Here is a 13,129-nt window from a genome sequence, read left to right as displayed (position 1 = left end):
TGGGGACCGGAGAGGAGCTGCGGCGCGAAAATGGATTTATCCTTATTCATGGAGGAAGAAAGGAGCGCACATATGATAGGAGGCATAGGAAGTAACAGTTACCGCAATGATTATTCCTATGGCAAGATCGCCAGTGGAAACAAGCTCCCGAGAGCAGCCGACGGTGCAGCTGAACTTGCAATCAGTCAGAAGCTTGAAAAGGAGCAGAGAACAGACAATGTTCAGGTAAGAAATGGCAGAGACAATATTGGGCAGATGAACATTAAGGATGGTGTCCTTGATGGAGTTACTGATTATCTGCAGAGCATGCGTGAGAATGCACTTTATGCCAAGAACGGTACATTGTCTGATGGTGAAAGAGGAGATATTGCCAATGCTAATTCACAGCTTATGAAGGGCATTGGACAGGAGCTTAGCTCCTCACAGATGAAGTCGTTGGGGCTTGATAATCTGGATGTCAACGACGTAGATTCAATTGATAATGCACTTAAGAGCGTTAGTGATGCCAGAGGCGGAGTTGGTGCAGTAACCAATGGTCTTGAGCATAATGTAAGCTATAATTCTATAGCAAGAGAGAATCTCTTAAGCGCACAGAGCAGTATTGCAGAGACTGATGTTGCACAGGAGATTACGGAGCTTAAGAAGAATCAGACACTGGACGCTTATCGTCTGCAGATGCAGAAGAAGCAGCAGGAGGATGAAGCCCAAAAGAACAACATGAACATCATGCTTTAAGGCTTTAGTCCCGGAAAATTGTCTGAGGAAACAACTTCATATTGATCTGTTATAAACAGAAGATATGTATCAGGGATGGACTCTATGAGCTCCATCCCTTTTTCTTGGCCAAGACAGTAGCAGATGGTGGAAAGAGCATCTCCGTCAGCAGAGGAATCAGAAACTATTGTGGCGCTGTAAAGGTTGTTCTCCACGGGCATTCCTGTTCTGGAATCAAGAAGGTGATGATAGATATTGCCGTCCTTCTCGAAGAATCTGTCATAGATACCGGAGGTGACAACGGATTTATCCTCAAGAGAGAGGGTTACCATTGTTTCGTTTGCTTCTCCAAAGGGCTTTTGAACTCCGGTTGTATAGGAGATAGAAGCCCCTGTGCCGGAGGGCTTTGAACCTATTAAAAGTACATTTCCTCCAAGGTTTATTATTCCGCTGGTAGCACCGCGCTCTATATAAAGCTCCTTTAATCTGTCAGCAATGTAGCCCTTTGCTATTCCGCCAAGGTCAAGACGGGCATCCTTATCAAGAAGCTGCACTTTGTACCTGCCATCTTCACTTGAGAGCACTACATTTTTGTAGTCGACATGAGAGAGTGCTTCAGACATTGAGCTGTCATCCGGAACAGCCATGTCCGTGTCAGCATGAAAATTCCAAAGGTCAGTTACTGTGCCGATAGTTGGGTCAAAGGCACCATCAGAGAGCTCTGCATAGTACAGAGCTTTTTCTATTAGGTCATAGGTTTCCTTATCAACCTCGACAGGATCACCCTCTGCATGGTTGATGCTCCAAATATCGCCGCCCTCCTTGGTGGTAGAGAAGAGGAAGTCGTATCTGGTGCATGCAGCCGAGCATTCATCTATAAATTCTTCGCATTTTTTCTGCGCATCCTTACTTCTTGTGAAAAATGAGGAATCCTCTGAAATAAAATCCTTTTCATAGATGGTAAAGGTTACGACGGTATCAAAAAAGAACCCCACCTTTTCGTATGAAGTATCATTTGCGGGGGCAGAGCAGCCGCAAAGTATAGAAAAAAGGAGAAAAATAAGCGCCATCTTCATCCGGCGATTTATGCCGGGATTATTATATTGTGCCTTCCCACAGTGGGGGAAGGTGGCGCGAAGCGCCGGATGAGGGCAATAGTTACGCATCCTTCTTTATGTTATCTCCCGTAAGTTTTATTATTTTTGGCGATATACGGATCTTTGTATAAATTTCCGCATACTCCGAAGCAGTCAGATCTTCTATATAATTAAGCATATAGTTTCTGTCTATGCCGTTTTTCTTAAGAACATCAGCAGCCTTGTTATAGGCAATGGCAGCTTCGTTTTCAGTATTGTATTTTCCCACAACAAAATCGCCATTTACATGAATGACGGCTTTGTACTTCTGGAAGCCTCGCTCAGCGTACTGACGTACACCGTGGTAGCGGTTTAGTACCTCGATATTTTCATAGCGAAGGTCATTGGAATTGCCGTTGGCAAAGCGGTAGTCTCTGCCTTCAACAGCATAGCTTCTTATTCCGTATCTGCTGAGGATACTTATCTGTGAACCATAGTCAGCCACAAAAAGATGTGAGCCACGCTTCATTATTTTATGAGATGAATAATAAAACAGATCATCGATATCGAAAATCAGCGTGTGATGTGGTGACAGATAATAGAAGAAATACTTTTTTTCCAGGTAAATCGGAGTTGGTATGTACAGGCCCTTGTCTCTGAAATTAACTAAAACCACACACTTTTCGAATGGCAGAGACTGCCCCTTCCTGTATGAGGATAATTCATAGGAATTATCAGTCAGAATTTTTTGCGCTTGAGAATAAGCCCTTCCCGCTGCCTTCGCATCGGAAAAGGAACCAAGTGCTATGTGCTTACCCCTGAATGTTATTGACGCCCTAAAGGACTTTGTTCCGTCCTTCAAACAAGTTTCATACACCCCCGTAACTTTACCAGTCATTTTAAGTTTACCCCCATAAGCTTAAAGCCAGCAGTCACTAAAGCATCATATGTAAAATTGTATTTATATTCATTTTTGTGGTATACTTTTTATTCAAAGTATTAAAGTTATTTTCATAAGAAAAATTTCTAAGACTCATAAGTGTAGAGTCATCTTTTATTACTTTTATTTTATCATATCTAAAACAAAGACAGAACAAGAAAATGGAGGAGCCTAGCAACATGAACGTTATGTATTCGAGTACCAGAGGAGATAAGCAAAAGGTAACTGCATCACAGGCAATACTGCAGGGACTTGCGTCAGACGGAGGACTTTTTGTTCCGGACAGCTTCCCTAAGCTTGACAAGACTTTTGCAGAGCTTAAGGAGATGGATTATCGCGAGACAGCTTATCAGGTTATGAAGCTTTTGTTTACTGATTTTACCGAGGAAGAGCTTCGTTATTGTATTGATCATGCCTATGACTCCAAGTTTGATACTGAGGAGATGGCTCCCATGACAGAGGCAGACGGTGCCTTCTACTTAGAGCTTTACCACGGAAAGACAATCGCTTTTAAGGATATGGCTCTTTCAATTCTTCCTTATCTTATGACAACAGCTGCCAAGAAGAATCAGATCAAGAACGAGATTGTTATTCTTACAGCTACCAGCGGTGACACAGGTAAGGCAGCACTTGCAGGCTTTGCAGATGTTCCGGGCACAAGAATCATCGTATTCTACCCCAAGGATGGCGTATCACCTATCCAGAAGCAGCAGATGGTAACCCAGGAGGGAGATAACACCTGCGTTATCGGTATCGAGGGTAACTTTGATGACGCTCAGACAGGCGTTAAGAAGATCTTCACAGATCCCGATTTTGCCAAGGAGCTTGATGCCAAGGGCTTCCAGTTCTCATCCGCTAACTCAATCAATATCGGAAGACTTGTTCCTCAGATCGTATATTATGTTTACGCATACACACGCCTTCTTAAGGAGGGCAGAATCGCTGAGGGCGATGAGATAAACGTAGTAGTTCCCACAGGTAACTTCGGTAATATCCTTGCTTCTTACTATGCACGTAAGATGGGACTTCCTATCAAGACCTTTGTATGCGCTTCAAACTCAAACAAGGTTTTATATGATTTCTTCAAGACAGGTGAGTATGACAGAAATCGTGATTTCATCCTCACAACATCACCTTCAATGGATATTCTTATCTCATCCAACCTTGAGAGACTTATCTATCACATCGCAGGCGATGAGGCAGCTAAGAATGCTTCATATATGAAGCAGCTTACAGAGGAAGGAAAATATGCTATTACCGATTCAATGAAGCAGTCACTTGAATGCTTCTTTGGCGGATATGCTTCAGAGGAAGAGACAGCAGCTGCTATCAAGGAGCTCTTCGAAAAGACAGGATATCTTATCGATACTCACACAGCAGTAGCTTCAAGTGTATACAAAAAGTATGTTGAGGAAACTGGTGATAAGACAGTTACTGTTATTGCATCAACTGCAAGTCCTTACAAGTTTACAAGAAGCGTTATGCAGGCACTTGGTAAGGATGATGCAAATCTTGATGACTTCCAACTTGCTGACAAGCTCTCAGAGGTATCAGGGGTCGAGATACCTGAGGCTGTAACATCTATACGTGATGCAGCTGTAAGACATACCAAGATCGTAGGAAAGGATGGACTTGCTGACGCTGTTCGTGCTTTTTTACAGTAAATTATAAACAGGAGGTAGTATGGGAAACAAAGATAACGAGAGAAACATTTACTCAGATAACACACCGGAATTAGTAGATCTCGCGAAGGTTGTTGAGGGCGCAGATAGAATTGATCCCGAACTTTTTGCTAAGTACGATGTAAAAAGAGGTCTTCGAGATTTAAATGGTAAGGGCGTTCTTACAGGACTTACTAACATCTCCACAATCAATGCTACTAAGGAAGTTAATGGGGAAAGGATTCCTGCTGACGGTGAGCTTTTTTACCGCGGCATAAATGTTAGAGATATTGTTCATGGAACTGCCAGTGAATCTAAATTCGGTTTCGAAGAGGCAGCATATCTGCTTCTTTTCGGTAAGCTTCCGGATAAGGATGAGCTTCAGGGCTTCACACAGCTTTTAGGCTTCTACAGATCTCTGCCTACAGGCTTTGTCAGAGATATCATCATGAAGGCTCCCAGCCGTGACATGATGAATACACTTTCAAGAAGTGTGCTTACCTTATATTCTTATGATAATCACGCTGATGACGTATCCATGCCTAATGTATTAAGGCAGTGTCTTCAGATGATAAGTCTGTTCCCGCTTCTGGCTATTTACGGTTATCAGGCTTATAACCACTATCATGAAGGCAATAGTCTTTTCATACATCCGCCGAAGGCAGAGCTCTCAACAGCAGAGCACATTCTGTATCTTCTTCGTCCGGACAGTAAGTACACAGAGCTTGAGGCAAGGCTTCTTGATATCTGCCTTATTCTCCATATGGAGCATGGTGGTGGTAACAACTCATCCTTCACAACTCACGTTGTGAGCTCATCAATGACAGATACCTACTCTGTTATTGCAGCAGCTATCGGATCTCTTAAGGGACCCCGTCACGGTGGTGCCAACATCAAGGTTATTCACATGTTTGACCAGATGGAAAAAGAGCTTAAGGACTGGGCAGATGAGGAAGAGGTTAAGGTCTATCTCGGTAAGCTCCTTAACAAGGAGGCCTTTGATAAAGCCGGTCTTATCTATGGTGTAGGTCATGCTATTTATTCAAAGTCTGACCCGAGAGCAGTTCTTCTTAAGGAGTATACTGTTAAGCTTGCCAAGGAAAAGGGAATGGAAAAAGAGCTTGCTCTTTATGAGATGGTTGAGCGTCTTGCTCCTGAGGTTATAAGTAGCGAGCGCAAGATGTACAAGGGTGTAAGTATTAACGTCGATTTCTATTCCGGATTTGTATATAAGATGCTTGAGCTTCCTGAGGAGCTTTTCACACCGATGTTTGCTATTGCACGTATCGTTGGTTGGAGTGCTCACAGAATGGAGGAGCTTGCAAATAATAGTAAGATTATTCGTCCTGCATACATGGCTGTAAGTGATATCTATGACTATGTTCCGATGGAAAAACGATAATCTTAGGGAGGATATATTTTTAATGAACAAAGTTATACAGGACAGACTCTCTGCCCTCAGAGAAAAGATGACCACATACGGCATTGATTATTATCTTATGCCTACATCGGATTATCACAATTCTGAGTATTCAGCGGACTTTTTTAAAGCGAGAGAGTATTTCTGCGGATTTACAGGCTCCAACGGAACACTTGTTGTTTCTAAGGACTGGGCAGGAATGTGGACTGATGGAAGATATTTCATTCAGGCTGAGAGAGAGATGAAGGGTACAGGGGTAACTCTTTACAAGATGGGTGAAGAGGGCGTGCCGACTATCTCGGAATATCTTTTTGATAATATGGAAAACGGCCAGGTCCTCGGTTTTGATGGAAAAGTGGTTCCTGCAAGGGAAGGCCTTTCCTACGAGAACAAGCTTAAGAAAAAACAGATCAAGATAAAGTTTGATAAGGACCTTGCCGGTGAGGTATGGGCAGACAGACCTGCGCTTCCCTGCAATCCTATTTATGTTCTTTCAGATGAGCTCTGTGGTAAGTCCTTTGCAGAAAAGCTTGCAGAGGTAAGAGAGGTTATGGAGAAGGAAAAAGCTAATTCCTACCTTCTTTGTAAGCTGGATGATATCTGCTGGCTCACTAACTTAAGAGGTAACGACGTAGAGTGCAATCCCGTTATCCTAAGCTACCTTTTTATCACAAAAAAATCTGTAAGCATGTTCGTTCAGTTTGATGAGCTTAATGACGAGGTTCGCGCTTATTGTGAAAATAACGGCATTGAACTTGTTGCTTATAACCGCATTATTTCATGGCTTGATGAATATGAGTACGAAGGCATAACTCTCTACGATGAGAGAAACGTAAGCTATTCCGTATACAGGACAGTTAAGGATAACTCAGAGTCCGCAGGCGCAGGCATCAAGAATATCTATGATCCTACTGAGATGATGAAGGCCTGCAAGAATGAGACTGAGATTAAGAACATCCGCGAGGTTTATATCAAGGACAGCGCAGTTCTTACTAAGTTCATCTACTGGGTTAAAAATGAGATTAAAAATGGTGCTAAGTTAAACGAGTATACGGCAGCAATGCATCTTGACGGTATGAGAGCAGCCCTTCCGGGATTCATCGAGCTTTCATTCCCTACGATCAGTGCTTACAAGGATAATGCAGCAATGATGCATTATGAAGCTACTGAGGATTCAAACGCAGAGCTTGCAGCAGAAGGCTTCCTTCTTGTAGATTCCGGTGCAACCTATATGGGCGGTACCACAGATGTAACAAGAACAATAACCTTAGGACCCCTTACTGATGATGAGAAGAAGCACTACACTCTGACAGCTGTCGGAATGCTTCAGCTTGCAAATGCACATTTCCTTGAGGGCTGCAATGGTAGAAATCTTGATATCCTTGCAAGACAGCCCCTTTGGAACATCGGTATTGATTACAAGTGCGGAACAGGTCATGGAATAGGCTATATGCTTAACGTTCATGAGGGACCTCACAGCATCAGATGGAAGTCCAGATCCTCAGAGGATGAGGCTGCGCTTAAGGTCGGCATGATAATGTCTGATGAGCCCGGTGTTTATATCGAGGGTAAGCACGGTATCAGAATCGAGAATATCCTTGAGGTCGTAAATGGTGAGAAGAACAGTGATGGTCAGTTCCTTGAGTTCAGACATCTGACCTATGTACCTCTTGACCGTGATGCAATCGACAAAAAGTACTTACAGCCCAGAGAAGTGAAGGCAATTAATGAGTACAATAAATTGGTCTGCAAAACACTCCTTCCTCTTATCGAGGAGCCTGAAATTCAGGAGTGGTTAAAGGAAGAGACAAAAGCCTTATAAAGCCTGAAATGCATAGCTTTTTCCATGGGGAGAAGGTGGCAGACAGACTAACGGATAAGCGAAATAAAATTTCACAAAAAAAGCGCCTGAAACGTGGATTTCATGCGCTTTTCTTCATATAATATTAAGAATTTTTTAGGGAAAATCTATTGATTTCAGAATACTATGAATTATAATGTAATTAAAGAACCACCAGAGAGTGGTTTATATCGAGCCTTGAGCTCGCCTGAGATGTTCGACAACTCCGGTTTAATTTGAACCTACAGTTACTTTAAACGGGACACCTAGATCGCATTTTCAAATGTCACGCCTCCGGCCCTGCACATGTGCAGACAAGCTATGGGAGAGGAAGACAGCGAAAAGGGCTGCGGTAACCCACCTGGCGTTTGCTAGGAGTCAAATAACCGGAACCGGCATCCTCGGGATTATTTTTAAACAGCCCTAGTTGGCTGTTTTTTTTCTTTGAGCAAATTCTTCAAGCGTTATATTGTTTATACTATTTTGTGATGATATAATAAATTAACAGACATATTTTTACGATATTCGAGACTGTTCGAAAGGAGTAATGTAATGCTTGCTTCGCTTATTCCATTGTTTGATGATGAAATGAAGGTTTGCGCATATTCTGTTTTTGCGCAAAGAGATAATCATCTGATGCATCCCCATCTCATGGGCACTGGTTTCCTCGATAATGTTGTTAATATTGTTGGACTCGATATTGTTGAAAGTATCGGGACATCTGTACTTTCAGGTGGAAAAGAAGTATTTGTTGAGATAACCAACATTTCACTTTTTGCCAATATAGAAGAACAATGCAAAGCTCCCAAGGATATCATAGTGTTACTGCTTGATACTTCCGTCCTTCCGGAGGAGCCATATCTGTCCAGATTATGGGATCTTCGTGGTCAGGGATATAAGATTGCAATCCGTAAGCTTGCAGGTAATCAGTTTGAGACCTATAAGCCTATTCTCGATATGTGTGATTATATTCTCTTGGATCACAGGAAAATCAATATCCGCAGCGCCAGAATTTATTTCAACAGAGCATATCCCAATATTAAGCTCTGTGCTGTAGGTGTGGACACCAAGGAAGATTATGAGAGACTTGCATCTGACGGTGCTTATGATCTCTACGAGGGTAATTTCTTCCGTTTACCCGTTGAAGAATCAGAAAAGTCAGTAGCACCTTTGAAGGTGACCTACATAGAGCTTTTGAACGTGGTTAACAATCCTGATTTTGATCTGCAGGATGCTGCTGACGTTATCGGAAAAGACCCCGCTCTTGTAATTTCACTTCTTGAGATGGTTAATCACCTTACCATCAACTCCGAGATCACATCCGTAAGACATGCGGCTGCAATGCTCGGTCAGAAGGAGCTGAAGAGGTGGATCAACACTGCGGTTACAAAGGAGCTCTGCTCAGATAAGCCCAGTGAGATCATGCGTATATCAATGGTACGTGCAAAATTCGCAGAGAATCTTGCAGAGTGCTACGAGGTAAAGGGCTTTGCAGCTGAGCTGTTCCTTGCCGGACTGTTCTCACTTCTCGATGTAATGCTCGACCAGACCATGGAGCAATCCCTTAAGCTGGTTCATGTATCAAAGAAGATCGAGGATGTTCTTCTTCGCAGAAGCGGTGATCTGTGGCCTATTATGCAGCTTATGTTTGAATATGAAAATGCTTCATGGCAGGAAGTATCCAGACTTATGATTCTTGAGAATCTGGAGATGGATGCAGTGTATAAGGCATATACCGATGCACTTAAGTGGTATAGGGATCTCATTGATCCTATCAAATAATTATCTGAAATGTATATTTAGCCAACGCATAATTATGCGTTGGCTATTTTTTTTGATACAGAAATGTTGTATAATTTTTAGCAGTTTAAATCGAAGTGAGGAGCTTTTAAATTATGATTAAAGATTATAAGGAGATGACAAAGCAGGAACTTGAAAAAGAACTTGCTAATTTGCGTGCTGAATACAAGAGATTCCAGGACATGGATCTGACTCTTAACATGGCAAGAGGTAAGCCGTGCCACGAGCAGCTTGATATTTCCATGGGAATGATGGATACACTTAATTCTGAGGCTGATCTGTCCTGCGAGGATGGAACTGACTGCCGTAACTACGGTGTTCTTGATGGTATCCATGAGGCTAAGGTGCTTATCGGTGCAATGATGGAGAATAAGCCTGAGAATATTATTATCTATGGTAATTCTTCTCTTAACGTTATGTACGATACAGTATCAAGAGCATACACTCACGGTATCATGGGCAACACACCCTGGTGCAAGCTTGATAAGGTTAAGTTCCTTTGCCCTGTTCCCGGATATGACAGGCACTTTGCTATTACAGAGTACTTCGGAATTGAGATGATTCCGGTTGAGATGACACCTACAGGTCCTGATATGGACGTAGTTGAGAAGCTTGTATCAAGCGACGAGGCTATCAAGGGTATCTGGTGCGTGCCTAAGTATTCCAACCCTCAGGGTTATTCATACTCAGATGAGACAGTAAGAAGATTTGCAAGACTTCGTCCTGCTGCAAGAGACTTCCGTATTTTCTGGGATAACGCATACGGAATTCACCACCTTTACGATGATCATCAGGATTACCTGATCGAGATTCTTGAGGAGTGTAAGAAGGCCGGAAGTCCTGATATGGTCTACAAGTTTTCATCTACTTCCAAGATCACATTCCCCGGAAGTGGTATAGCAGCTATCGCTACATCTCTTAACAACCTCGAGGAGATCAAGGCGCAGCTCACTAACCAGACCATCGGACACGATAAGGTTAACCAGCTTCGTCATGTAAGATACTTTGGCGATTTCGAAGGAATGAAGGCGCATATGAAAAAGCATGCTGCTATTATCAGACCTAAGTTTGAAGCAGTTTTAGAGATTCTCGACAGAGACCTTGCTCCTTACAATATTGGTGAGTGGACAAGACCTAATGGTGGTTACTTCATCAGCTTTGATGCACCCGAGGGCTGTGCCAAGGCTATTGTTGACAGAGCTAAGAAGGCCGGTGTAACAATGACAGGTGCAGGTGCGACCTTCCCTTACAAGAAGGATCCTAAGGACAGCAATATCAGAATTGCTCCCACATATCCTTCACTTTCAGATCTTCGCACAGCTATGGAAATATTCACAGTTTGCGTAAAGCTCGTTTATGCAACCAAGCTTTTAAAGGAAATGGATGAGGCAGAGAAGGCATGAACTGGTTTCCTCCTTTCAGTAAGGAAGACTTAAAAGAACGTGGTATCGACCAGCTTGATTTCGTCTATGTTTGCGGTGATGCTTATGTAGACCACTCAAGCTTTGGTGCGGCCATTATTACAAGAACACTTGAGGCTCACGGTTATAGCGTGGGCCTTATTTGTCAGCCCGATTTTAGGGATGAAAAGAGCATAACAGTTCTCGGAACTCCCAGACTTGGTTTTCTGGTATCAGCAGGTAACATGGATTCCATGGTTAACCACTATACGGTTGCCCTGAAAAAAAGAAAGACTGATGCCTACAGCCCCGGCGGAGAGATGGGACGCCGCCCTGACTATGCGACGATCGTTTATTGTAATCTCATAAGGAAGGTTTATAAGCACGAGCCCATTATCGTTGGCGGAATTGAGGCGAGCCTCAGGAGACTTGGCCATTACGATTATTGGTCTAATAAGGTTAGAAGGTCGATCCTTCTTGATTCCGGAGCGGATATCATATCCTATGGAATGGGAGAGGTGAGTATCGTTGAGATAGCAGATGCTCTTGCCTCCGGGCTTGATGTGGCTGATATAACCTTCATTAATGGAACTGTCTTTAAGACCAGAAATGAAGAGAATATCTATGATGCCATAAAGCTTCCCTCCTTCGAAGAGATTAAAACAGATAAGAAGAAATACGCTGAGAGCTTCAGCATTCAGTATAGAAACACGGATCCCTTTAATGGAAAAAGACTTTACGAGACCTACGACGGAAGTCTTTATGTGGTACAGAATCCGCCCTCAAGGCCTCTTACCCAGCAGGAGTTTGATGACGTTTATGAGAGAGAGTATCTTAGAGCCTGGCATCCTTCTTATGATGCGGCAGGAGGTATTCCTGCTTTCAACGAGATCAAGTATTCCATCACCTCCAACAGAGGCTGCTTTGGTGAGTGTAATTTCTGCGCCCTGACCTTCCACCAGGGACGTATCATCCAGAGCAGAAGTCATGATTCCATAATCCGTGAGGCTAAGGTTTTCCTGGAAGAGAAGGACTTCAAGGGCTATATCCATGACGTGGGAGGTCCTACAGCCCAATTCAGGAAGCCTGCCTGCAAAAAGCAGATGAAGGTTGGAGCATGCCCGAATAAAAAGTGCCTCCACCCTGAAGTGTGCAAAAACATGGAGGTGGATCACAGTGACTACCTCAGTATCCTTAAGAAGCTTCGTGGTCTACCCGGAGTGAAGAAGGTATTTGTGCGTTCCGGAATCAGATTTGACTATCTGCTGGCAGATAAGGATGACACATTTTTACGAGAGCTATGTAAGCACCATATAAGCGGCCAGCTTCGAGTTGCTCCTGAGCATATATCAGATAACGTATTGGAAAAAATGGGTAAGCCCAAGGTAAAGGTATACGACCGCTTTATTGAGAAATTCGATAAGGTAAACAAGCAGATAGGACTGCAGCAGTATGCAGTACCTTATCTTATGTCATCCCACCCGGGAAGCACCCTTAAGGATGCTATAGCCCTTGCGGAATATCTGTGTAAGCACAGACTTAGCCCTGAGCAGGTTCAGGATTTTTATCCTACACCTGGAACTGTATCAACCTGTATGTACTACACGGGAATTGATCCGCTGACCATGGAGCCTGTTTATGTGGCAAGAGACCCTCATGAGAAGGCCATGCAGAGAGCACTTATTCAGTTTAGAAGACCTGAGAACTATGATCTTGTAAAGGAAGCACTACTCCGGGAGCATAGAGAGGATCTTATCGGATTTGGACCGCAGTTTTTGATCCCACCGAGAAAACCATCTGATAAACCGCCGGTTAAAGCTTCAAATAATAATTCCAAGCATACGAATAAGAATACAAATAAGAATGCACCTAAAGCTAACAGGTCAAACAATAGAAGAAAATCCGGAAGGAGAAAATAAAAAACTCCGGAGCAAAGGCTCCGGAGTAACTAATTTATCCCTAAACGGAGGAGGAGCCGTCAGATGGGGAATCTGACGGCTCTGGTATGAAAAAAGTTTTGTTGGGGGAGTCAGAAGTTCTCACTTCTGATAAGTCTATAATAGCGATTATATTTGTCCAAAGTATGTCCGAAGCCTAAAAGAACAATTATAATTCTAAGGAAAGTTTGAACAAAATATAATAAAATCATAAACATATCACATAATGCAAATATACCATTTAAATATGATTGAATTGTATGAGTAACTGAATTTTTTGCATACAATATACAAGATTTAATAACCCCCTGGGGGGCTTGTAAGTAATATTATGTATGATT

9 protein-coding genes and 1 other RNA gene are annotated in these 13,129 nt (G+C 42.9%); 8 read left to right on the top strand and 2 right to left on the bottom strand.

What is annotated here, in order from left to right; genetic code table 11:
- The first annotated feature begins 72 nt into the window (after positions 1–72).
- Entirely contained in the window at positions 73–735 is a 663-nt protein-coding gene (locus tag G601_RS0117410) for a flagellin (protein ID WP_196808910.1), read from the top strand.
- On the opposite strand, the gene G601_RS23930 is transcribed toward G601_RS0117410, so the two are convergent.
- Both G601_RS23930 and G601_RS0117400 read right to left on the bottom strand, forming a co-directional pair.
- Positions 732–1,709, bottom strand: a complete 978-nt coding sequence (locus G601_RS23930) for an FAD:protein FMN transferase (RefSeq protein WP_242834442.1) — start codon at positions 1,707–1,709, stop codon at positions 732–734. The two genes, G601_RS0117410 and G601_RS23930, sit on opposite strands and share 4 nt — an antisense overlap.
- A gap of 163 nt (positions 1,710–1,872) precedes the next feature.
- Positions 1,873–2,688 carry an AP2 domain-containing protein gene (locus tag G601_RS0117400; RefSeq protein ID WP_035785320.1) on the bottom strand — a complete coding sequence of 272 codons (816 nt, stop codon included), beginning with the start codon at positions 2,686–2,688 and terminating at the stop codon, positions 1,873–1,875.
- Between the two features lie 221 nt (positions 2,689–2,909).
- Between G601_RS0117400 and thrC the strand changes: the two genes are divergently transcribed.
- The 7 genes from thrC (at position 2,910) to G601_RS0117370 (ending at position 12,770) form a co-directional block, all read left to right on the top strand.
- On the top strand, positions 2,910–4,394 hold the full coding sequence (gene thrC / locus G601_RS0117395) for a threonine synthase (RefSeq protein ID WP_026490991.1): 1,485 nt from the start codon (positions 2,910–2,912) through the stop codon (positions 4,392–4,394).
- Positions 4,395–4,413: 19 nt separating this feature from the next.
- Entirely contained in the window at positions 4,414–5,793 is a 1,380-nt protein-coding gene (locus G601_RS0117390; protein ID WP_026666087.1) for a citrate/2-methylcitrate synthase, read from the top strand.
- A gap of 22 nt (positions 5,794–5,815) precedes the next feature.
- Entirely contained in the window at positions 5,816–7,633 is a 1,818-nt protein-coding gene (locus tag G601_RS0117385) for an aminopeptidase P family protein (protein ID WP_026666086.1), read from the top strand.
- A gap of 220 nt (positions 7,634–7,853) precedes the next feature.
- A non-coding RNA gene (ssrS, locus tag G601_RS25850) (6S RNA) lies at positions 7,854–8,063 on the top strand.
- A gap of 140 nt (positions 8,064–8,203) precedes the next feature.
- Positions 8,204–9,433, top strand: a complete 1,230-nt coding sequence (locus G601_RS0117380; RefSeq protein WP_026666085.1) for an EAL and HDOD domain-containing protein — start codon at positions 8,204–8,206, stop codon at positions 9,431–9,433.
- Between the two features lie 116 nt (positions 9,434–9,549).
- The gene (locus tag G601_RS0117375; protein ID WP_026666084.1) at positions 9,550–10,854 is read left to right on the top strand and encodes an aminotransferase; all 1,305 of its coding nucleotides are present in this window, start codon (positions 9,550–9,552) and stop codon (positions 10,852–10,854) included.
- The gene (locus tag G601_RS0117370; RefSeq protein ID WP_026666083.1) at positions 10,851–12,770 is read left to right on the top strand and encodes a YgiQ family radical SAM protein; all 1,920 of its coding nucleotides are present in this window, start codon (positions 10,851–10,853) and stop codon (positions 12,768–12,770) included. Before G601_RS0117375 ends, G601_RS0117370 begins: the two co-directional genes overlap by 4 nt.
- Positions 12,771–13,129: the final 359 nt, after the last annotated feature.

It is taken from the genome of Butyrivibrio sp. FC2001 (assembly GCF_000424125.1).
Classification (GTDB): Bacteria; Bacillota; Clostridia; order Lachnospirales; family Lachnospiraceae; genus Butyrivibrio.
Note: the sequence above shows the minus strand (reverse complement) of the source record. Positions and strands in the feature narration are given on the sequence as shown.

Excerpts from the sequence above, each read along its gene's own strand:
- thrC (WP_026490991.1), top strand. The coding sequence starts at position 2,910 with ATGAACGTTATGTATTCGAGTACCAGAGGAGATAAGCAAAAGGTAACT.
- G601_RS0117400 (WP_035785320.1), bottom strand. The coding sequence starts at position 2,688 with ATGACTGGTAAAGTTACGGGGGTGTATGAAACTTGTTTGAAGGACGGA.
- G601_RS0117385 (WP_026666086.1), top strand. The coding sequence starts at position 5,816 with ATGAACAAAGTTATACAGGACAGACTCTCTGCCCTCAGAGAAAAGATG.
- G601_RS0117380 (WP_026666085.1), top strand. The coding sequence starts at position 8,204 with ATGCTTGCTTCGCTTATTCCATTGTTTGATGATGAAATGAAGGTTTGC.
- G601_RS0117410 (WP_196808910.1), top strand. The coding sequence starts at position 73 with ATGATAGGAGGCATAGGAAGTAACAGTTACCGCAATGATTATTCCTAT.
- G601_RS0117370 (WP_026666083.1), top strand. The coding sequence starts at position 10,851 with ATGAACTGGTTTCCTCCTTTCAGTAAGGAAGACTTAAAAGAACGTGGT.
- G601_RS0117390 (WP_026666087.1), top strand. The coding sequence starts at position 4,414 with ATGGGAAACAAAGATAACGAGAGAAACATTTACTCAGATAACACACCG.